Source organism: Parabacteroides sp. 52, from assembly GCF_010500925.1.
Lineage (GTDB): Bacteria > Bacteroidota > Bacteroidia > Bacteroidales > Tannerellaceae > QVMG01.
Window position 1 is genome coordinate 126,331 of the sequence record NZ_QVMG01000003.1, and the last position, 21,639, is coordinate 147,969.

Annotated in this window: 18 protein-coding genes; 10 read left to right on the plus strand and 8 right to left on the minus strand. The window is 44.3% G+C overall.

Annotated elements, in window-relative coordinates:
• Nucleotides 1-9: 9 nt before the first annotated feature.
• The 8 genes from lpdA to D0T51_RS04050 all read left to right on the plus strand — a co-directional run bounded on the left by lpdA (nucleotide 10) and on the right by D0T51_RS04050 (nucleotide 5,962).
• Nucleotides 10-1,362 (plus strand): dihydrolipoyl dehydrogenase, encoded by a 1,353-nt coding sequence (gene lpdA, locus D0T51_RS04015; RefSeq protein ID WP_163725508.1) that lies wholly within the window; start codon nucleotides 10-12, stop codon nucleotides 1,360-1,362.
• A gap of 24 nt (nucleotides 1,363-1,386) precedes the next feature.
• Nucleotides 1,387-2,124 carry a DUF4271 domain-containing protein gene (locus tag D0T51_RS04020; RefSeq protein ID WP_163725510.1) on the plus strand — a complete coding sequence of 246 codons (738 nt, stop codon included), beginning with the start codon at nucleotides 1,387-1,389 and terminating at the stop codon, nucleotides 2,122-2,124.
• Nucleotides 2,121-2,870, plus strand: a complete 750-nt coding sequence (locus D0T51_RS04025; RefSeq protein WP_203583318.1) for a uroporphyrinogen-III synthase — start codon at nucleotides 2,121-2,123, stop codon at nucleotides 2,868-2,870. The genes D0T51_RS04020 and D0T51_RS04025 overlap by 4 nt, the downstream gene beginning before the upstream one ends.
• Nucleotides 2,857-3,252, plus strand: coding sequence for a ribonuclease P protein component (gene rnpA, locus D0T51_RS04030; RefSeq protein ID WP_163725516.1), 396 nt, complete (start codon nucleotides 2,857-2,859; stop codon nucleotides 3,250-3,252). Before D0T51_RS04025 ends, rnpA begins: the two co-directional genes overlap by 14 nt.
• Nucleotides 3,252-3,473, plus strand: a complete 222-nt coding sequence (gene yidD, locus D0T51_RS04035; protein WP_163725569.1) for a membrane protein insertion efficiency factor YidD — start codon at nucleotides 3,252-3,254, stop codon at nucleotides 3,471-3,473. The genes rnpA and yidD overlap by 1 nt, the downstream gene beginning before the upstream one ends.
• A gap of 38 nt (nucleotides 3,474-3,511) precedes the next feature.
• Entirely contained in the window at nucleotides 3,512-4,144 is a 633-nt protein-coding gene (locus tag D0T51_RS04040; RefSeq protein WP_239056667.1) for a TatD family hydrolase, read from the plus strand.
• Nucleotides 4,145-4,206: 62 nt separating this feature from the next.
• Nucleotides 4,207-5,505 carry a tyrosine--tRNA ligase gene (gene tyrS, locus D0T51_RS04045; protein ID WP_163725519.1) on the plus strand — a complete coding sequence of 433 codons (1,299 nt, stop codon included), beginning with the start codon at nucleotides 4,207-4,209 and terminating at the stop codon, nucleotides 5,503-5,505.
• Between the two features lie 295 nt (nucleotides 5,506-5,800).
• A complete protein-coding gene (locus D0T51_RS04050; RefSeq protein ID WP_373457004.1) occupies nucleotides 5,801-5,962 on the plus strand; it encodes a toxin-antitoxin system HicB family antitoxin in 162 nt (53 codons plus the stop codon).
• A gap of 118 nt (nucleotides 5,963-6,080) precedes the next feature.
• Here the strand turns inward: D0T51_RS04050 and secDF are convergent, their stop codons facing one another.
• The gene (secDF, locus tag D0T51_RS04055; protein ID WP_163725524.1) at nucleotides 6,081-9,083 is read right to left on the minus strand and encodes a protein translocase subunit SecDF; all 3,003 of its coding nucleotides are present in this window, start codon (nucleotides 9,081-9,083) and stop codon (nucleotides 6,081-6,083) included.
• 171 nt (nucleotides 9,084-9,254) lie between these two features.
• On the opposite strand from secDF, the gene D0T51_RS04060 reads away from it, so the two are divergent.
• Nucleotides 9,255-10,253, plus strand: a complete 999-nt coding sequence (locus D0T51_RS04060) for a DUF4468 domain-containing protein (RefSeq protein WP_163725527.1) — start codon at nucleotides 9,255-9,257, stop codon at nucleotides 10,251-10,253.
• Between the two features lie 7 nt (nucleotides 10,254-10,260).
• Complete coding sequence (locus D0T51_RS04065; RefSeq protein ID WP_163725530.1) at nucleotides 10,261-10,806, plus strand: DUF4468 domain-containing protein; 546 nt, start codon at nucleotides 10,261-10,263, stop codon at nucleotides 10,804-10,806.
• Here D0T51_RS04065 and D0T51_RS04070 read toward each other — a convergent pair.
• From D0T51_RS04070 to D0T51_RS04100, 7 genes are all read right to left on the minus strand, one after another.
• The gene (locus D0T51_RS04070; RefSeq protein ID WP_163725253.1) at nucleotides 10,768-10,941 is read right to left on the minus strand and encodes a hypothetical protein; all 174 of its coding nucleotides are present in this window, start codon (nucleotides 10,939-10,941) and stop codon (nucleotides 10,768-10,770) included. The two genes, D0T51_RS04065 and D0T51_RS04070, sit on opposite strands and share 39 nt — an antisense overlap.
• 394 nt (nucleotides 10,942-11,335) lie before the next feature.
• A complete protein-coding gene (gene tsf, locus D0T51_RS04075; protein WP_163725533.1) occupies nucleotides 11,336-12,160 on the minus strand; it encodes a translation elongation factor Ts in 825 nt (274 codons plus the stop codon).
• Between the two features lie 31 nt (nucleotides 12,161-12,191).
• Entirely contained in the window at nucleotides 12,192-13,034 is an 843-nt protein-coding gene (rpsB, locus tag D0T51_RS04080; protein ID WP_163725536.1) for a 30S ribosomal protein S2, read from the minus strand.
• Between the two features lie 137 nt (nucleotides 13,035-13,171).
• Nucleotides 13,172-13,558, minus strand: coding sequence for a 30S ribosomal protein S9 (gene rpsI, locus D0T51_RS04085; protein ID WP_163725538.1), 387 nt, complete (start codon nucleotides 13,556-13,558; stop codon nucleotides 13,172-13,174).
• A gap of 5 nt (nucleotides 13,559-13,563) precedes the next feature.
• Nucleotides 13,564-14,019, minus strand: coding sequence for a 50S ribosomal protein L13 (gene rplM, locus D0T51_RS04090; RefSeq protein ID WP_163725541.1), 456 nt, complete (start codon nucleotides 14,017-14,019; stop codon nucleotides 13,564-13,566).
• A 307-nt stretch (nucleotides 14,020-14,326) separates the two neighbouring features.
• The gene (locus D0T51_RS04095) at nucleotides 14,327-16,813 is read right to left on the minus strand and encodes a BamA/TamA family outer membrane protein (RefSeq protein WP_163725543.1); all 2,487 of its coding nucleotides are present in this window, start codon (nucleotides 16,811-16,813) and stop codon (nucleotides 14,327-14,329) included.
• The gene (locus tag D0T51_RS04100) at nucleotides 16,767-21,419 is read right to left on the minus strand and encodes a translocation/assembly module TamB domain-containing protein (protein WP_163725546.1); all 4,653 of its coding nucleotides are present in this window, start codon (nucleotides 21,417-21,419) and stop codon (nucleotides 16,767-16,769) included. The genes D0T51_RS04095 and D0T51_RS04100 overlap by 47 nt, the downstream gene beginning before the upstream one ends.
• Nucleotides 21,420-21,639 lie beyond the last annotated feature (220 nt).

Genomic DNA, 21,639 nt, shown 5'->3' on the forward strand with positions numbered 1-21,639 from the left:
TCTAAACACATGAAGTACGATGTAGCTATTATAGGTGGCGGGCCGGCGGGATATACCGCGGCAGAACGGGCGGCTCATGCCGGACTTTCCGTCATCCTTTTCGAGAAAAACGCGCTGGGTGGCGTATGTCTGAATGAAGGATGCATCCCGACGAAAACACTGTTATACTCGGCCAAAACATACGACAGCATACAAAACGCATCGAAGTATGCGGTGACAGCAGAGAACCCTTCTTTCGATCTACCGAAGATCATTGCCCGCAAAAACAAAGTGGTCAAAAAACTCACAGCCGGCATTCGTATGAAAATGACAACAGGAGGGGTGGTGATGGTTACAGGAGAAGCGATGACTTCCGGTCGCGACGCCGATGGAACCCTTCGAATCACCTGTGGCGAAGAAAGCTACGAAGCGGCCCACTTAGTATTATGCACCGGATCGGAAGCGATCGTTCCGCCGATACCGGGATTGCAGGAAACCGAATATTGGACCAGCCGCGAAGCGTTGCTATGCAAAGAACTACCCGCATCATTGGTGATCATAGGCGGAGGTGTTATCGGCATGGAGTTTGCTTCTTTCTTCAACAGCCTGGGCACAGAGGTTCATGTGGTGGAGATGCAGGATAAGATACTGGGTCCCATGGACAAGGAACAATCCGAATTATTACAGGCCGATTATACCAAAAAGGGGGTAAAGTTCTATATCGGTCATAAGGTTACCGGTGTACATGGTACAGAGATAACACTTGAAAAAGACGGTGAAACCGTCGTTTTGGAAGGAGAAAAGGTGTTGTTAAGCGTCGGACGTCGTCCGGTGACTCAGGGACTGGGCCTGGAGTCGCTCGCGATAGAAAAGGAACGTAACGGGGTGAAGGTAAATCCGTATATGCAAACTTCTTTATCCAACGTATACGCCTGTGGAGATATCACAGGTTATTCCTTACTTGCCCATACGGCTGTCAGTGAAGCGGAAGTGGCCATCAACCATATCGCCGGCAAAAAAGGAAAAGGGATGAGTTATAAAGCCATTCCGGGTGTCGTATACACCAACCCGGAGATCGCCGGCGTAGGTAAAACGGAAGAGGAGTTACAGGCAGAAGGCATTCCTTATAAAGTAAAGAAAATCCCCATGGCCTTCTCCGGACGCTTTGTGGCAGAGAACGAAATGAGCAACGGCATGTGCAAATTGTTACTAGCGGAGGACGATACGATTATCGGAGCTCACCTATTGGGTAACCCGGCTTCCGAATTAATTGTCATTGCCGGCATAGCGATTGAAAAAGGAATGAAAGCGGACGAATTCGGAGCATTTGTCTTCCCACACCCGACCGTAGGAGAGATACTGAAAGAGGTAATATACAGTTAAATTCCGAGGGAAAAGGAGATAGAGATGCACGCATTGGAAGGATATACAGGGATCCCCCTGAATGATGGGCAGTTGGTAAAAGACATTGTGTTAACCATTCTGTTGTTCTTGTTTATCGCCTTTTCCCTGACCTTTCATTTTCATGTGCAATTATTTATGAAAATGATAAAGGATGTTATTCACATCAAACCCCGGAAGAGCTTGTTTGAAATACCGGTGAACAGCCCCAAAGGAAACGAATCGGGCTTTCGCGTTTTTATTACCCTTCAGGCATTGTTGTTGTGCACGATCTCTTTGTTTGGACTGGGAATGCACCATACGCGATTTGCCTCTATCTATCAATGGAACCCTTTTATCATACTGGGCATTCTCTTTACACTCTTATCTGTTTTCTTTTTGTTGAAGCAAGGGCTTTATCTGATTTTCAGTTGGGTTTTTGGAGAGAAAGAACAACATAAACTTTGGTTAAGCAGCTATTATGCCATCACGGGGCTCTGGGGTATATGCCTTTATATTCCAGCCATCTGGATTACCTTTATCGATATAAAACAAGGAATACCTGTTGTTTTGTTTTATCTTTTATATATTTTATGTCGTTTTGTAATATTTTATAAGAGTCTACGCATATTTCACATAAAAAGAGATGGATTTCTGTTTATAAGTTTGTACCTTTGCGGCCAAGAAATACTACCTTTATTCTTGTTATATAAAGGCATTATTTATTTGTATAACTTTATCGAGATGAGTACTTTATGGCGTTGAATATCAAAAAAATGCTGGTATCACAACCGAAACCTGCATCGGAGAAATCTCCGTATTTCGATATTGCTGAGAAATATGGAGTGGAAATAGATTTCCGTCCTTTTATTAAAGTGGAAGGCCTTACTGCAAAAGAATTCAGACAGCAACGGATTGCCATTCTGGACTATTCGGCTGTTATTTTTACGGCACGGACGGCAATCGACCACTTTTTCAAATTATGTGAAGAATTACGGGTAACCATACCTGAGACTATGAAGTATTTCTGTATGACAGAGACGATTGCGGTTTATCTGCAAAAGTATATCGTCTACAGAAAAAGAAAGATTTTCTATGGAACCGGCAAACCGGAGGACCTGGTAACGCTCATCGCCAAACATGCGAAAGAGAAATACGTTGTTCCCGTTTCCGATGTACATAAAGACGACCTATTCTCCCTTTTGGACACAAAGAAAATTGATTATACCAAGGCTGTCATGTACCGCACGGTAAGTAATGAGTTTTCGAAAGAAGAAACATTCGATTACGATATGTTGATTTTCTTCAGCCCTTCCGGGATATCCTCTCTTTTGAAGAATTTTCCTAATTTCAAACAGGAAGATATAAAGATTGGCTGTTTTGGGCCGACAACGGCAAAAGCTGTGAAAGAGGCCGGACTCCGCCTGGACGTGGAAGCTCCCACCCCGGAGGCACCGTCCATGACCGCCGCTTTGGATCAGTATCTGAAGAAGGCGAATGGTAAGAAATGACAACAAAAGGTACAGCCTTGCGAAAATAGAACGCCTGTCGTGGAAGCGTTATATCGATTTGTTATTTGCCAAAGGACAATCGTTTGTAGCCTTTCCACTGCGGGTTATTTTTTTACCTCTTGAGGCAGAATTCCCTGCACGCACAAATATCCTGATAAGCGTTCCCAAAAAGAAATTTAAACGCGCTGTCAAACGCAACCGTATCAAACGACAGGTGCGCGAGACCTACCGCCTGCGCAAACCGGAATTGATAGAATACCTGGAACAAAAAGACAAAAACCTCCTGGTGGCTTTTCTCTATATAGACAATGAATTCCATTCTTTTTCCGAAATGGAAAAGGCTATGTCAAAAGCAATGCGTATCTTGCAGGAGAGAATATGATCCGCAAATTCCTGACAACCCTCTTATTGCTGCCGGTCTATTTCTATAAATATTGCATTTCCCCCATGACCCCGGCATCGTGCAGGTATACTCCGACCTGCTCCGAATATGCTGTGCAAGCACTTAAAAAACATGGCCCGTTGAAAGGCCTCTGGCTGGCAAGCAAACGCATCGCCCGCTGCCATCCCTGGGGAGGGAGCGGGTATGACCCGGTTCCGTAATTAATGGTTAATTATCAATTGTTAATTGTAAGTTTCCAATGAAGTATTATGATATACATACACATCGGGCGTCCGGAGAAGCGGAGGTACTGGAGGTTATAAATGTTATAATAAAGGAGCCGGTGGAAAAGAATGACGCACCTTATCGTTCGTATGGGATTCATCCATGGTATATAGGGAATGTAGAGGAGCAGATGGAAGAATTGCGGAAAGCGGCCTTTCTGCCGGAGACGGTGGCGATCGGTGAAGCCGGATTGGACAAATTGGCGGAAACGGATTTTGCGACACAAGAGGACGCCTTCCTGCGCCAGATACGGCTGGCCGAAGAGGTGGAAAAGCCACTGATTATTCATTGCGTGAAAGCCTGGACGGAGCTTCTTCGTCTGAAAAAAGAAATGAAACCCATCCAACCCTGGATCGTTCATGGCTTCCGGGGCAAACCTGCATTGGCTGCCCAGTTAATCGAACAGGGTATTTTTCTTTCTTTGGGTTCTTCATTCAATCCATCCTCTCTGCAAACCGCCTGGCCGGGTTATGTGTTGGCCGAAACCGATGAAAAGACGGGATCTATCCGGGATGTTTACCAAGGATTCGCGGACACACTCTCCCTTCCCCTCGAAACGGTCGCAAGGCAACTGGCTGAAAATAGTAGGCATATTTTTTGTTTGTGAGAATAAGTCGTACCTTTGAGGCTATTCTTTATTAACAAACTAATATGCTATAATTTAATTCGATGAATTTTGTAGAAGAACTAAGATGGAGGGGCATGATCCACGATATGATGCCCGGAACAGAGGAACAGTTACAAAAAGGAATGACTTCAGCGTATGTAGGTATCGACCCGACGGCCGACTCGCTGCATATCGGACACCTGGTAAGCGTGATGATGTTGAAGCATCTCCAACGTGCCGGACACCGTCCGATCGCTTTGATCGGTGGAGCGACCGGTATGATTGGCGACCCGTCGTTGAAGTCGGCCGAACGTAACCTGTTAGACGAAGCTACACTCCGTCACAATCAGGAAAGTATCAAAAAACAGTTGGCGAAGTTCCTCGACTTCGATTCAGACGCTCCCAATGCGGCTAAGTTGGTAAACAACTACGACTGGATGAAGAATTATTCTTTCCTTGATTTTATCCGTGATATCGGCAAACACCTGACCGTTAATTATATGATGGCCAAGGATTCTGTGAAAAAACGCCTGAATGGCGAGTCAAACACCGGACTTTCGTTTACCGAGTTCTCTTACCAGCTTCTACAAGGATACGATTATCTATACCTCTACCAACACGAAGGCGTACGCCTGCAAATGGGAGGTTCCGATCAATGGGGAAACATCACCACCGGAACGGAGCTGATCCGCCGCAAACTGGGCTCGGAAGCAGATGCTTTTGCTCTCGTTTGTCCGTTGATCACCAAAGCCGACGGAGGAAAATTCGGTAAAACCGAATCGGGTAACGTATGGCTCGATCGCCGGTATACTTCTCCGTATAAATTCTATCAGTTCTGGCTGAACGTAAGTGATGTCGATGCTGCCAAATACATCCGTATCTTCACCGCCCTCTCCCTGGAAGAGATACAGACACTGGAAGAAGAACAAGCTGCCGCGCCTCATCAACGTGCCTTGCAAAAGCGCCTGGCGAAAGAGATTACCGTTATGGTGCATTCGACAGAAGACTATGAGGCGGCCGTAGAGGCGTCCAACATCTTATTCGGTAGCTCTACGTCAGAAACCCTCAGAAAACTCGATGAAGAGACGTTATTGGCCGTTTTCGAAGGCGTCCCACAATTTGAAGTATCCCGCGACGAACTGAACCAGGGCGTGAAGGCTATCGACCTATTGACCGAAAAAGCGGCTGTCTTCCCTTCGAAAGGGGAAATGCGTAAACTCGTGCAAAGCGGTGGAGTCAGTATAAACAAAGAAAAGGTGGAAGATACCGACTTACTTATCGACAATAAATCCTTATTGAATGATAAATACCTTTTGGTGCAAAAAGGGAAAAAGAACTATTACCTACTCATTATCAAATAATAACAAGGTAAAATCCTCCTTACGACAGGATGTTTTTCGTCCTGTCGTAAATAAAAAACACGGAAATATTTGCTAGCTAAGAATTAATTCTTACCTTTGCATCGCTTTAGGTAAAGCACCGGATTGTCTCATGGTGTAATGGTAGCACTGCAGTTTTTGGTTCTGCCTGTCTAGGTTCGAATCCTGGTGAGACAACTACAAAGAAAATCCTTGATAGTATTATCAAGGATTTTTTTGTTTTATGTAAGTTCTTACTACTATCCGAGATCAGCGGATTATTTAAAAAGAGGGATCAATCAGAAAAGAGCCTCGTAAACCGTTTAGCGGTAAGCTCAATTTGAGAATGTCCTCAGACCTTCATGTACGTGTAGCCTCATTAGCAGCAAATACGGGAACGACTATCAATGATTTTATAAATAAAGCAATAGAACACGAAATCCAATCTACTGCTCTGTAAAACAAATAACGACTCTCCTGGACAGCCAGCATAAAAAAAGAGTTGCCAGGGGAAACCCCGACAACTCTCTTCTTATTTTTACAAACTCCCCGTTATTTTTGTTCCGGGCGACTCTGTTTTATTTCTTTTCTGCGGCTGCTTTTTTATTGATATTTCTCTTCTGTATTTCGTAAGCAATCGGTGTAGCTACGAACAGGGTAGAATAAGTACCAACAATAACCCCTAACATAATAGCAAACGTAAAGCTACGGATTGTACTACCACCCAGAATAAAGATACACAGAACAACCACTAAAGTGGTGATCGTTGTATTTAAAGTACGGGACAGAGTAGAATTCAAAGCATCGTTTATTACCTGGTAACGATCGCGTTTCGGATACAATCCGATCGTTTCACGGATACGGTCGAATACAACCACGGTATCATTGATAGAATACCCGATAACAGTCAGGATAGCTGCGATAAACGTCTGATCAATCTCCATAGAGAAAGGCAACACCTTCCACAATAAGCTATAGAAAGCGATGATACATAAGGTTGTTATAAAAACAGAGGCCAATGTACCGATAGAGAAAGAGAGATCACGGAAACGCATCAAGATATACACAGCCATACAGAACATTGCAAAGATTACCGCCAAAAGAGCGCTGTTCTTAATGTCATCAGCCATGCTTGGGCCCACCTTCTGTGAACTTTGCACATATTGAGAGACAAACTGATCCTGCGTCACATCGGCAGGAAGCAACGACTTCACGCCGGTATATAAACGAGATACTATATCTTCGTCAACCGAAGGATCTGTATCCGCAATACGATAGTTCGTAGAGATACGCACCTGATCCGGTGTTCCGATAGTAATAACACTTACAGCACCATCCAGTTGGACATCCAATAGGTTACGCACTTCTTCTGTATTTACCTCCTGATCAAAACGTACGATATAGTTACGTCCTCCGGTAAAGTCAATACCATTATTCAGTCCGATAGTCATCATAGAGACTGCACCTAACAAAATAATAACGGCAGGGATAAGATAACCCACTTTGCGCATACCCAGGAAGTTGATCTTCGGATTTACCAACAGATCTTTAGATATCCCTGTAGTGAAGGTGATATTTTTAAGTTTATCTTTCTTCAGTAATGCTTCATATACAATACGTGTCAAGAATACCGCTGTCAAGAAAGAAGCCACCAAACCAATAATCATTGTCGTAGCAAACCCACGAATAGGTCCTGTTCCGAAATAGAACAATACCACACCGGTAATGATTGAAGTCAAGTTGGCGTCAAAGATCGCAGAGAAGGCATTACTATACCCGTCAGAGATCGCTTTCGCCAAGGATTTACCTGCACGCAACTCTTCTTTTGTACGTTCATACACAAGCACGTTCGCATCCACAGCCATACCCAATGTCAATACCATCCCTGCAATACCCGGTAAGGTCAATACAGCCTGGAAGGATGCCAGGATACCAAAGGTAAAGAAGATATTCAATAACAAGGCACCGTCCACGATTAAACCGGGAACAAGACCATAGAAAGCACACATATAGAACATCAACAAGATCAATGCAAGGATGAAAGAGATAGCACCTGCATTAATCGCTTCCTGTCCCAGAGAAGGACCTACCACATCTTCTTGTACGATATGGATAGATGCCGCCATCTTACCCGACTTCAACACATTGGCTAAGTCCTTCGCTTCTTCCGGTGTGAAATGTCCGGTGATCTGAGAACGTCCGCCGGTGATCTCATCGTTTACGTTCGGAGCTGAATAAACCAACTCATCCAAAACGATAGCCACTTGCTTGCCAATATTTTCTTTTGTCAGACGAGCCCATGCTTTGGCTCCTTCTGCATTCATTGTCATACTCACAATCTGCTCTGTACGGCCTCCTTGTTGTTGGAAGTCTGCCACAGCATCTGTCACCACGTCGCCACCCAAAGCTGGAGAGCCATCGCGGTTTGTTACTTTCAATGCATATAATTCATAGAATTGATCTTTAGCATCAACTGCTTTTACGCTCCATTTCAAGGATAGGTTTCTGGGTAAAACATCTTTCACCTGTTTCATTGAAAGATATTCGTTGATCTTCGCCATATCCTTTGTCTGAGCAACACCTACGGAAGAACCGTTTTGTTGGCTGTTGTACATGTTCAACAAAGCAAACAACGGATGTTGTTTGGCGAACTCTTCCATATTCAAGGCATCTTCTGCATTTTCTTGTCCCTGAATCTGAGCCAAGAGAGAATCTCCTTCCAATGTAAGGTCTTCAGCGGTTGCATTTTCAGCCTTTTCTGCTTCAGGAGCTGCTTCTGTTGCAGCTTTTTCTGTTTCAGTCGTTTCAGCATCCACATTCAACAGGCCAGCCAACACTCTGTCGGCTTCTACCAACTGCGGATAGATTTCTGACAAACGATAAGTTTCCCAAAACTCAAGGTTTGCACTTCCCTGAAGAAGTTTACGCACACGTTCCGGTTCTTTTACACCCGGAAGCTCCACCAAGATACGTCCGGCTGTTTCTAAACGCTGAATGTTCGGAGAAACTACCCCGAAACGGTCAATACGTGTACGTAATACGTTGAATGAATTATCGATAGCACTCTTTGATTCGCTTTTTAAGACAGCAATCACATCAGCATCTGAGCTCTGGGGTGTGATTTTTTCTTTCAGTTCAAACGTACCGAAAACAGCAGATAAACGAACACCTGGATCCAGTTTTTTGTATTCTTCTGCGAATAAGTCAATAAAATCTTTGTTACTGGAAGCCTGGCGGGCATAAGCCAATTCCAACGCTTTGTTGAAATTCGGATCTTGATTATTGTTTGAAAGAGAACGAACTACATCCGGCACGTTCAACTCAAGAACCACATTCATACCACCTTTCAGGTCAAGACCTAAGGTAACCTCCATTTCACGGCATTGTTTGAGGGTGTACCCCAACCATACCTTTTGAGTAGATAACGAGTCTAAATACTGACTCTCTAACGCAAGGTCACCCTGCGCATACTCAGCGGCTTTCCCGTTGTAATATCTTGTCACAAAAGAGAATGACAGATAAAACAAACAAACAAGCGTAAGTAGCACTGCAAAGACCTTTACAAATCCTTTGTTTTGCATTTGAATCTTATGTTTATGTTATTTAATTATTTATAATCGTTTTTTCACAGGGTGCAAATATAGACTTTTTTTCTTTGACAAAGCGTAAATCCTGTAATTATTTGACAGTCCCATAGTTTATTCAGCCACAAATGTATATCTTTGGTGCCATAAAATTCAAAAGAAAAAGAGATGAAGAAGTATTTGCTCTTATTCGCGTTAATCATTCCGACAATTCTTTCAGCACAAGAAAATGAACGCTATCTCGCCGGAGCCATATCCCTTGATAATGGGAAAGTTGTATTTACCAAAGAGGTGACCCACCCGGCGCTAAGCCAAGAGGAACTCTACGACAAATTGTTGATCTGGGCGAAACAACGGTATAATACACCGGAAAGCCGCGTTGCTTACACCAACAAAGAAGAAGGTAACATAGCCGTAATTGCTCTCGACACGCTGGTCTTTGCCCGGACAGCCCTGTCTCTGGATCAATCGGGAATAATCTATCGAATGGTACTGAATTGCACAGGAAACTCCTGCCTGATCAAAATTGATAATATACGTTATCAATACAATGTCTCGTACAAACGTGAGCCGGAAAAACTCCTGGCAGAAGAGGTCATTACCGATAAATACGCACTCACCCGCAACAAACTGAATCGCGTGAACGGCAAATTCCGCCGCTCAACGATCAACCTTGTGGATGAAATTTTCAACGAGATCGACCAGACGGTAGGCAACACCCCTTCTCCCGCTCCACAACCACCTGTGCAAACGCAGACACCGGTAAAAACAAATCCGGTAGCCCAGGTCACCGCACCCCCTGCGGTGTTAACCACCAAAGACGGCTATATGTCATTCACTGTGGACAAAATACCCCAGGCACTGATAACCTTACTTGCGGACAGCCCGATGCATGTCAGCCCGGAGAAAGGACAAGATAAAAAAACAGAGAAGAAGGCGTCATGGAAAGGTTTCGGCACCCTGTTTAACAAGACTATTACCACCATCACCCTTTCGGAAGACAGTCCTGTCTACAAACAAATAAATGGTTTGTATACCCTCTCTTTCCTGAAAGAAGAAACAGACGATACCCCTTGGATGATTATCGAATGTCAGAAACAAGGAGAAACAACCGAAGAGAGTCAGAAGACAATAATTGGTGAAGTTTTAACTATCTGGATCAAATAACCTATCTATGAAACGAATCCTCCTACTCCTACTTATACTGTTGCCTTCCTATCTTCAGATACAGGCCAATAACGAAGAAACAAAAACATGCGCCCCCATGAAGGGTGGCAAAGTATGTTATAGCTATAATGTAAAAGCAAATAATCTATCCAAAGCCCGCCTGTACGAGGCCATTCAAAAATGGGCGGCAAAAACCTACGGTTCGGACATTTTCTTTTCCAATGTATCATCCAACAAAGGCAAAGGAAGCATTTTGATCAGCTCCAAAGTGGAACTCTTATTGAACGAAACCGAAAAAACGTTTATCAAATTCAGAATGCGTATCCAGTGTTACGATGACCGATGCACGATCGACATTACAGACATAACCTACCAGTATGATCCTGAAAAAGATAAACGCTACAATGTGTATCCAGCCGAAGAAGTGATTGCAGAGAACGGAAAAAAGAACAAAGTGGACCTTATCAAAGACCCTCTGCTTTTCTGCAACGCCACTCATTATTTCGCGGAAGGCTTAATGACGGAAGTCGTTGAAGCGATAAAAAGAAGATAAATTCCCCTTTTCTTGTTTTTCGAACTCTGTGCGTATCTCCTTAGCGATCAACTCACAGTCTTCAATCGTATACCCATCTATCGGTGGGTTCCAAAACCAACGAAGAAATACTTCGCTCTCTCTTTTTCTTAACATATACCTTTGTTTTTACCCGGATGTATAATCCTTTTTCTATAAAGACAGTAAAGAGGTAGAAAACCCCTATCCTCACTTTCCTAAAAACGTCCTTTTTTATTCTTTACCTGCCTTCCTCTCTTCCGGAAAGGTGTAAAAAAAAGACCTTTTCCCGTGGGTATATAAAAGTGTCGATAGCCGTCGACACTTGTGCTGATATATGTCGACACTTTTGCCGATATATATCAGCACAATTGCCGACGATCGTCAGCAATTTTGTTTTCCCAGTTTGTCCTGTCCTGAGATAGGCTCCTATGGACCGTGTTAATGCAAAAGGTACGAGAGGAGAAGTAAGTACAAAAAAAAGAGACTGCCTCAAGGAGACAGCCTCTTGTATGATATAGAATTATTTCTATTATTCTACGTTCAATGTAACACGTTTGAAATCGACTACAGTCAGATCTTTGTTCTGTTTTTTCAGATATTGATCGATTGTCATTGTATTGTCTTTCACAAACTCTTGTTGCAACAAAGTGTTTTCTTTGAAATATTTCTGCAAGGCACCTTCTGCGATACGATCCAACAGGTTTTCAGGTTTTCCTGCCTGGCGAGCCTTATCACGTGCAATTTCCATTTCTGTATCGATAGTCTTTTGATCTACCTTATCTGCAGAGATTGCGATAGGATTCATTGCTGCAATTTGCATAGCTACATCACGTCCAACCTGATGATCTACATCTTGGCTAAATGCAACGATTGTAACCAATTTGTTACCCGGGTGGATATAAGAAACAGTTGCTGCACCTTCTACCTTTTCGTAGAAACCCAGTTCCATCTTTTCACCGGTTACACCGATACGGTCCGTGATATGATCCTGAATGGCACGGCCATCCGCCAACGGAGTAGCTAATAAGGCAGCCATATCTGCGGGTCTTTTATCCATTGCCACGTCCAGGATATTCTGTGTCAAAGCAATAAATTCAGCACCCTTAGCGACGAAGTCTGTTTCACATTTAAGTGCGACAGCAGCAGCAAATCCTCCATTTTCAGTAGCAAGCGCACAACCTTCAGATGCTTCGCGATCTGAACGTTTTGCAGCCACAGCCTGACCTTTCTTACGGATGATCTCCATTGCTTTGTCGAAATCACCATCGGCTTCTTGCAAAGCACTTTTACAATCCATCATTCCGGCACCGCTCATTTTGCGCAGGTGGGAAATATCAGCCATAGTAACAGCCATAGTTTTATCCTTTCTTATTAGTTGTTTCTAATTAATCTTCTTTCACCTCTTTCGCAGCTTCTTCAGCTACCGGAGCTTCCAATGCGTCTTCGCTCTTGCGTTCCTTTTTTACAGTAGCACGGGCGCGACGTTCTCTTTTAGGAGCTTCTTCTCCTTCGCCAGCAGCTTCCGTATCGACTTTTTCAGCTTTGCGTTCTTCCAAACCTTCATGCATGGCTTGGCAGATAGCTCCCAAAATAACTTCTACTGATTTAGTAGCATCGTCATTTGCCGGGATTACGTAATCGATGTTAGAAGGATCTGAATTGGTATCTACCATAGCAAATACGGGGATACCCAGACGGTTTGCTTCGCGAACGGCAATATGTTCTTTCATTACATCCACTACGAACAAGGCAGAAGGAAGACGAGTCAGGTCAATGATTGAACCTAAGTTCTTTTCCAATTTTGCCCGTTGGCGGGTGATCTGAAGTTTTTCTCTTTTAGACAGATTATCAAATGTACCATCTTTTGTCATCTTATCAATCGTAGTCATCTTTTTGATGGCTTTACGGATAGTCGGGAAGTTTGTTAACATACCACCCGGCCAGCGTTCGATAACGTAAGGCATACCGATAGAAGAGGCCTTATCTGCGACAACTTGTTTGGCTTGTTTCTTGGTAGCAACGAAAAGTATTTTCTTTCCCTGTTTAGCCAGGTTTTTCATTACTTCGGCTGCTTCGTCTACTTTAGCAACTGTTTTATATAAATCAATGATATGTATACCATTGCGCTCCATAAAAATGTAAGGAGCCATTGCGGGGTTCCACTTTCTTTTTAAGTGTCCGAAGTGTACTCCGGCTTCTAATAACTGATCAAAATTTACTCTTGACATGGTTTTCTTTTTAAAAAATCGTTTACTTTCTTGTTTAACTCAACCCTCAGGTAGTTCATCCACATTCCACATGTAAAGGAAATCCTGTCGGTTTAGATACTAAACGCTTTGCTCTTGTAAGATACTCACAAATAACATTAACGTTTGCTGAACTGGAATCTCTTACGAGCTTTCGGTTGTCCCGGTTTCTTACGTTCCACCGTACGAGGGTCACGTGTTACAAAACCTTCTGCTCTCAATGCAGGTTTATCTTCCGGATTGATTTTAATCAATGCACGGGCGATAGCCAAGCGAGCTGCTTCAGACTGTCCTTTGAAACCACCACCACCTAAATTGATCTTGATATCATACTTTTCTGCTGCTTCCAGTTTGTTCAACGGTTGTTTCACCACATACTGAAGAATAGTAGAAGGGAAGTATTTGTCCAGATCACGTTTGTTGATTGTTATTTTTCCGGTACCTTCGCTAACGTATACGCGAGCGACTGCTGCCTTACGTCTTCCTATTGCATTTACTACTTCCATAGTTATTATTTATATGAGTTTATATCGATTAACTTAGGTTGTTGCGCTTCGTGCTTGTGCTCAGAACCGGCATATACATACAGATTGCCAAGGACTTTTGCTCCCAGACGGTTTTTCGGTAACATACCTTTAACTACTTTACGGAACAAACGATCTTCTCCTTTTGCTTTCAATTCAGCCGGAGTAGTTGAACGTTGTCCACCGGGATATCCGGTATATCTCAAATAAATACGATCGTTCCATTTGTTTCCTGTCAGAACGATTTTGTCTGCATTGATAATAATTACATTATCACCACAATCAACGTGCGGGGTGAAATTAGGTTTGTACTTACCGCGCAAAAGTTTCGCAACTTTTGAGCAAAGACGTCCCAAAGTCTGATCGGTTGCATCTACAACCACCCATTCTTTTGTTACAGTTGCTTTGTTTGCAGAAATGGTCTTAAAACTTAAAGTATCCACTGCTTTTAAAATTAATTTAATTAATAACTCAAAAAACAAGCCTCGTTCTCACCCTCCTTATCGCTACGGACACTCGACGCAATAAGGTGCTAAGAACTAAACTCTTAGTACATTTTTAGATAATAATCGGCTTGCAAAGGTACGGCTTTTCTTCTAAATACAAAACATTTATCCCTCTTTTTCAATAGTTTCGATCATTCCTTATCGGCAAAAGTCTGGAGATCAAGCGGGATTATTCCGGCGAACCAGAGGCAACCGCCGATCCTCTTTTCGCTTTTCCTTTCTCCCTAAAACCTATTTCTTTTTCTTAAAAAGGATAACCTACTGCCAGATGCCAGGAGTATCCTCCGTTGTCTTTAAAGGGATTGATATTGAAGTAACCTTTGCGGTGGGTCTCATAAGGAACATGAAGACCCAAGCCTACGTCCAGGCGGATAAGCAGGAAGGAAAGGTCATAACGCAGACCGGCACCTGTGCCCAAAGCAAGATCGTTAAAGAATTCCCCTTTTTTAAGTTGCGTCCCTTCCCGCTCATCTTTGCGGATAGTCCAAATACCTCCACTATCGAGGAAAAGAGCCCCGTGTAGGTTGCCTACAATATTGAAGCGGTATTCCAGGTTGGCTTCCAGTTTAAGATCTCCGTTGCGGTCGAGATAGGCATATGAATCCAAATAATCTCCTTTTTCATTCCGGACCGGATCATAACGTCCCGGCCCAATACTGCGGATCGTAAAAGCACGCACACTGTTTGCCCCTCCTATAAAAAACTGTTCATTATAAGGAGCCACCAGGGCATTGCCATAGCTATAGATCGCTCCGCCCATCAGACGGGCAACTAATCGGTTTTTCCGATCGATCCGGTAATTGTATCGAAACTCCGTAGTCCCCTTCACAAACTGGGTGAAAGGGTTACCAAACAATTTTTTATCTTTTTGATGAAAGTCTTTTCCGGCCAATGCCGAAACAGCTCCCATAATGTTTCCGGCCTGCGTAAACGAAGCCGACCAGGAGAAGTAGTTGCGCGTACTCACACCAGTATTATCATAGGTAAAAGTATATGCCATAGCCGGAATAAACTGGTTTTGCAGACTGAGTCGAAGAGTTGGTGTCTTCAGAGCCAATGTATCATACAAGGCTGTCCCTCTCATCTTATTGAAATTCAAACGAAAAGGAGTGACCGAATGCCGGGTGGTAGGCGTCGGGCGAAAATCATATGTCATATGCATCCCGAAAGAAGTCATCCGAAAATATTTAGCCCGGTTCAACAGATCGACACTGAGTTTAAATGTCGTGCTGGAGGGCTGCACCAGGTCCCGGTAGATATAACCCGGAAAAAGAAGAAAAGGAATAGTCAACGTCGAACTGGCACCCACCTCATAACTATTCATCTTGGATCCACCCCCCTCTCGTTTACCCGTTTGCCATTCATAGGAACCTTTTACTTGAAAGCCCAACACCTCGCCTCCCCGGAAAGCATTTCGTTTATTTACCGAAAAGATGACTCCCGGTCCGGCATAGTTATTATTTTTGGTAGCCGCATTCATTTCGAACTCCCCATCGTAAGGAAGGTCGTATACAGAGTTGATACGCACATCCAACAGATGATCCTGGTTATAAATCATACTTTGACGACGCAGGCTATCCAATAGCACCGGTCCTCCCGCTTCATTCCGATTCCGGTTAGTCCAGTGCTGGCGCACAGAGTCGAGAACAGTCGGTTGCGGTGTATACTGAAACTCTGCATAACGAAATACGCCCAAACGCGAGAGCCCGGTCTGTGTCCGTTGCTGCTCCGCAAAAGTATACAGATCTCCCGGTTTGAAACGCAGGCGTCCATAAAGTACAGCCGGACGAATCTTCAATTTTCCTTCATAATAAATGGTAATATCTTTGTAACGGAGCGAATCGGTCGGTTTTTCATTGTTATATCCATTCATATATACCGAAATATTTCCGATCCGGTAAGGACGCAATGCATTTGCCGGGGTTCCTTCTTTTCGTTTGACCTGCAACCACACTTTCCCCGGTGTCAACAACGTATCCGCCTCATAAGTGATGAACTCGGGACGATAATAATAAAACCCCTTATTGCGCAACAGGGAAGAGATGCGCTGCCGTTCATTTTCCATCTGTATCACATTAAACTGATCCTCTTTACGCAAGAGCTGTTCATGCGCATGTGCATGGATAAGCGTATCGGCAAAGTGACGCATACGCATATATTGTATACTATCGTATCTATAACCCTGATTCATCTCTACATAATAATGAATCTTCGCCTTGAGAGAGTCCTTTTTATCCGGAATAATTTCATAACGGGCACTGCCATTGAAATAACCATTCTCACGCAAGAGATTATGCGATACCGCCACACGCACATCGGGATTCACCGCACGAATAAATACCGGCTTGGCTGCAAACTTATTGAATATCCATTTCCCCACTCCACTTTTGTATTTCTTAAACCCGTTATAGATCCACAAGCCCAGAGGCAGAGGTATGCGTTGAGTAGAGCTGCCGAAAAGGGAGTTGTTCGGCGGGAAAGAAAGGGCCGCCTCTACTTCCTGCAGAGCAGCATTCCCTTCAACGGTATTATCAGGCTGCACAACTTCTATCTTCTCAATTCCCGTATACAGAACCTCTCCTTCCGGCAGATTCTTTGTCGTTGAACAGGAGAGAAACAGAAAAAAGGCAGACAGCCCTCCTACTCCCTTGAAAAACCGGCATAACACAGTCAGCCTCCTCCTATTATTCTTTCGTCGTTTCATCTTCACCTGAATTGTTTGGTTCAACATCTTGGGATTCTTCTTCCGGGGATTCACTGACCGGCTGCACCTTCTTTTTGCGGAAATCAAAAAGCTCACGCAGGTGAAGCACTTTCCTGCGCAACACCAGCCCTACACCCGTTTCAATGATTTCCCCTTCCAATAAGCTCTCGTAATTACGGTCATAGAAAAGCTTGATCGTTTTCGTGCCGGCAGCATCCAATAAATACTCAGCCGCTAAATTATCCAGAAAAGACTCTGCCTGTTGATTGTTAGCCTGGGTGGCCACCTTTCCTCCGACCGAAACACGTATGCGGTCGTTATAAAACCGTTTAGCAAAACTGAATGTCAAATCACGCTGCGTATTCCCTTCACTTTCGTATGTATCCAATCCGATATGAATATCCACCCCTTTGAGGGCATCTCCGGCAATATTATTAATCTCCCCCATCAAAAAGTTTCCGAATACCGCATCTACATTCACATTGGAGACATCCGAGCCGGATCCCAGGTAAGACCCGGTAACCATCATATAAACCGCCCGGCGGGTTCGTTCGTCTTCGCCCAGTGCCGCCAATTCGGCCTTGGCTTGCGTATCGTCGACAGCATCAATGATAAATGCCATCTGCATATTCTCCAATCGCTCCTGCACACGGATCCCTACATCGAAGTTCCTCCGGTACTGGTTATCATTCTTTATTACAGTCGCACGCATACGCTCGGTCGCCACAAGGTGTATGAATGGATTCATCCATTCGCCGTCCCACTGCACATAACTGTCAGGATGTATGTTGAATTCTTTCAGGGGTATAATAGGCAGGGCATATTTCACCACCCCTTCAGAGAAAGTATACCGTCCGTTCATCACTATATCCCCTTGGGGAGTATACTGAAACGAGAGGTCTCCTCCCCCTTCCACCTCCACAAAGTTGGACTCATCCGGCGTGAGCCCGACACGAAACTGAACCGTAGGGTCTATATGCAACACCATCAACAGATCGACACCTCCCAAAGTCAGCTGTTCCCTGTTACGGCGTCCGACAGTCAACGTATCCGTGAACGAAGTAAAAGTCACGAGCCCATCCATCCTGTCTTGTACCGTCAAGGCAGACTCATAAAGCATATAGGTCACATTCGTCCCACCCAACAACCGGGCATCCCCACGAACAACCAAACCACTCAACGGACCTTTCAGCGTCGTTTCCAGATCCATAAAGAGCTTGCCGTAGACAAGGCTCTCTTTCGTCTTTTGGGCATTGAACACCTGCATATTGTGCGCATGCATCTGCAGGTCAGCCGTCGCCCGGGAGAGATCGGACAGATTGATGTTTCCATCGATGACAAACGGATTATCTCCCACAGAATAAATCGCGTATTTATCGAAAGAGAGCAAACTGTTTTTAACTTCTATTCGTTTGTTATCGATACGAAGATACGTATCCGCCATCGCCAGATAGACAGAGGCCGTATCCAATTGCATATACCCATTCAATCGGGGTGCTGTCGCTGAACCTTTAATTTCCATATCCCCATTCAGGATACCGGACAATCGCGCCAACGAACCGGGTATGAATGGATTCAACATAGGCAAGGACAGATTCGTCAAACCCAAACGGCCTTCTATATTCTCCTTCTTCCGACTTGCATTGTACAGAGCTGTCGCAGCGGCCACCTCCTTCCTGTCGTGATAAAAATGCACGTCTACCTGGTGTTCTTCCTTTTCCAATGGCAGATAGACCATATTCAATAGGATTTCCCCCACCCGCCCATTGGCATAAAAGAAGGTATCTATATGTGCGTCGGCCACCACCATAAAGGTTTCTTCCACAGGGGCATACTGCAGATCCGCACTTACGATCCCTCTCATTTCAGGCAGTCCGGCAAATCCGTCTGTCATCTTTTCTAGGTTCAACTGACTAAATTCAGCATGCAATTCCGGATAAACACCTCCATTATCCAACGAATGAAACCAAAGAGAAGCATTCTCTTTTCCCACCAACCGGATATTGGCTTCTATCTCTTTCATGCTCTTAAACCGGAAATAATTGTCCGGGTTCAGGTCGAATGTATTAAAACCTATTACCGGTTTCTCGGGATAGAGTTGCACAGTATAGCCTTCGGATTCTTTCCGGGCACGCATCCCCAATAACACCCCAATCTCTTTCCGGTGGTTGGTATACAGGATTTCGATATCTGCATATTTATTTCTCAACAAGCCTTTTGCCTGAGCAGTAAAAGGTAATTGTTGCCGGTATTTGTTCTTAATCACCTCTGCCGCATATTGTAACCCCAATGAATCGGTCCGTATAGATGCCCTGACAGTATCCAACAAGAACGTATCCCGTGCCAGGGCATATACATAAGCATCCATCCGAATACCTTCTTGGGCGGATGTATGGGCTTGCAGATTGACAGTTGTGAAACTGATATAGGATCGACGCAAGAGTTCATACACGGGATTATCCCGTCCGGCCTTGACAGACAATGACATATCCGGGAAAGTAGGACGAAGCCCGGCTATATGAATCGTGGAATCTTCTTCCAACTGCCGGTTAACCTCCCGGGCTATTTCCGCAAACTGCTCACCCATCCTGTTCATGCCGGCATTGCCGGTTAACACCATGCCGAGATCACCGGTATGAAGGGATACCTGTGTCGTGTCTTCATCACTGCGGGCTTTCAATGTGAGCATCTTCGGACGGAAACGGAGATCCGCCGTACGTATCTCCCAGTTACCCAGTGACACATCCACCTGGTTTCTTTCTTTCAGATCCGTCCTGAGTTCGGCAAAAAGCTGAAATCTGGTAGAAAAAGTCGTATCCATCAGATGCATACCGTACAAATCGATATTATCTGCATCCAGAATTATCATTCCTTGTATTTCTTCTTGCCGGATACTTCCGTCGACAGTCAGATTGACTTTGGCCAGCGGAGAATGGCTTGCCACCTCCAGGTGTGCCTGACTTTCTTGAAACGACCCGTTTATGACCACATCCGACAAGGCGGTCTCCTTGTATTGGAGACTATCGATCTTTATTTTGAGACTCGCCTGAGTAGCCGAAGAATAGAGATCCATGCCTTTCCCTTCCACCTCCACCGAGGCAGTCAACCACCCTATCGAGTCTGTTGGCATAAAATGTACCGGCTCCAGGTTCTCTATTTGCAGAGCCGCCTTATAGACTTGCGACAAAGTGTGATAATGGGCGGCAAAGCGCATATTCGCTTCATCTTCCATCCAATCAAAAAGTGCTTGATATACTTGATTCTGCAGTTCTACCGATCCTGTCAGCTGCATACCTGAGGGTATACGAAACCTGTCTCTTTCCGTCACCGGCAAATATGCCAATGCGAAATCCATATCTTGGGTCTGAATCTGCATCTCCACATCTGCCGAGCGGCGTATGGTATCCAACACATTATTCGTCTCAATAGATGCTTGCAAATGAAAAGCTCCCGGCAGATCCATTTTTACCTGCGGGATATCCAGTGAAGCCAGGTTTCCCTTCGCCTCCACCCGGAGAGTCAAGGGCTGACCGGGGAAAGCCTTCTGGAAGTCGATCGGCAAATCCGGCACAAAGACCCATAAATCGGATTTGCCAATAGAAGCGGTGCATATTGCCTCCAATTCGGCTTCCGGCTGATCGGCCAGACTATTCCAGGGAATGACAGCCGTTAATGCCAATTCCGAATCAGGCGTTTTTAAGGTCAGACCAGGGATATGGATCGCTACACTATCACTCTGCAACTCTCCTTCCAGGGAAGAAAGAACAAAACCGGAACGTTCCTTCAGGGAGAACGAACGAATATCTGCCCGCATCTCTTTGTCTTGATAAACAATAGACCGAACAGCTGCATTAAGTTCACTTATACCTATATGCGAAGGATCAAAGCCTGGCAAAGGTGATTCTTCATTATTGTCAAAAGACAAGAATGCGCGAGACAGATCAAACTGCTTAAGTGTATACCGGGAAAGACCGAGGTCGACCGTTCCATTGGCCAATCCTCCTTTGTCTATATAGGTATGCAAATGCACACTATCGGTCGGCATATGCAGGTCGAAAGCAAACTGCTCCAGATCTATTTTACCCAATCTTAGTTTCCAGTTAAGCGCAGAAGGGGCTGTCTCTTCCTGCGATGAGAGCGAATCGATTCGCAGATTTATATCCGCTCCTGCAACATACAACCGATTCAAGGTAATCTGTTCTTTTGCCGGATTTATATAATCCATACTTGCGGAAAATTCTTTGATATGCCCCTTTATCTCCAAGTTTTCAATAAAAGAACCGGTATTTAGATGGAGCTCTTGCAAACGGATATTTTCTACTGAAATTATTTTCCGGAACAAAGGAAAGGGATTGATGCGAACAGACAACTCCTGCAAGGTGGTCAGTGTATCATGGGTCGCAGTGTACACCTCTACCTCTTTCACAGTCAGATCCAATGGAAAGGAGAGACGAATCTGACCCAGCTCGACCTGCATACCGGTGATTTCATGGATATACAGGGTGGTTCGTCCGACCACAAAACGCTGAACAAAAGGAAGATAAAACAAGACAGAGACGAATAATACCAATACAATCGGTATCATACTCAATAGCCCTATCCATTTAATCCATTTCCTTATCAATCTATTCATCTCTGACTCCTACTAAAAAAGGGGTGATTGCTTTTTACGCAAAGATATATACTGATAACGCAGAAGACAACCGTTTTGTTTGTTCGAGGGAAAGAAAAATGTAATTCTATGCGTACAGTAAAAAAAAGAGGTGTTGCCGATACATACGGGCAACACCTCTTTTTTTAATTGAAAGTTGAAAATTGAAAATTGAAAATGTTTTCTTAGCGATCTTCGATTC

What these genes read in the sequence shown, in the direction of transcription:
- rpsB (WP_163725536.1), bottom strand. Translation starts at nt 13,034, where the DNA reads ATGTCAAGAGTAAATTTTGATCAGTTATTAGAAGCCGGAGTACACTTC.
- rpsI (WP_163725538.1), bottom strand. Translation starts at nt 13,558, where the DNA reads ATGGAAGTAGTAAATGCAATAGGAAGACGTAAGGCAGCAGTCGCTCGC.
- D0T51_RS04040 (WP_239056667.1), top strand. Translation starts at nt 3,512, where the DNA reads ATGAAGTATTATGATATACATACACATCGGGCGTCCGGAGAAGCGGAG.
- tyrS (WP_163725519.1), top strand. Translation starts at nt 4,207, where the DNA reads ATGAATTTTGTAGAAGAACTAAGATGGAGGGGCATGATCCACGATATG.
- D0T51_RS04095 (WP_163725543.1), bottom strand. Translation starts at nt 16,813, where the DNA reads ATGTTGAACCAAACAATTCAGGTGAAGATGAAACGACGAAAGAATAAT.
- secDF (WP_163725524.1), bottom strand. Translation starts at nt 9,083, where the DNA reads ATGCAAAACAAAGGATTTGTAAAGGTCTTTGCAGTGCTACTTACGCTT.
- D0T51_RS04065 (WP_163725530.1), top strand. Translation starts at nt 10,261, where the DNA reads ATGAAACGAATCCTCCTACTCCTACTTATACTGTTGCCTTCCTATCTT.
- tsf (WP_163725533.1), bottom strand. Translation starts at nt 12,160, where the DNA reads ATGGCTGTTACTATGGCTGATATTTCCCACCTGCGCAAAATGAGCGGT.
- D0T51_RS04020 (WP_163725510.1), top strand. Translation starts at nt 1,387, where the DNA reads ATGCACGCATTGGAAGGATATACAGGGATCCCCCTGAATGATGGGCAG.
- rnpA (WP_163725516.1), top strand. Translation starts at nt 2,857, where the DNA reads ATGGTAAGAAATGACAACAAAAGGTACAGCCTTGCGAAAATAGAACGC.
- D0T51_RS04070 (WP_163725253.1), bottom strand. Translation starts at nt 10,941, where the DNA reads ATGTTAAGAAAAAGAGAGAGCGAAGTATTTCTTCGTTGGTTTTGGAAC.
- D0T51_RS04100 (WP_163725546.1), bottom strand. Translation starts at nt 21,419, where the DNA reads ATGAATAGATTGATAAGGAAATGGATTAAATGGATAGGGCTATTGAGT.
- D0T51_RS04060 (WP_163725527.1), top strand. Translation starts at nt 9,255, where the DNA reads ATGAAGAAGTATTTGCTCTTATTCGCGTTAATCATTCCGACAATTCTT.
- lpdA (WP_163725508.1), top strand. Translation starts at nt 10, where the DNA reads ATGAAGTACGATGTAGCTATTATAGGTGGCGGGCCGGCGGGATATACC.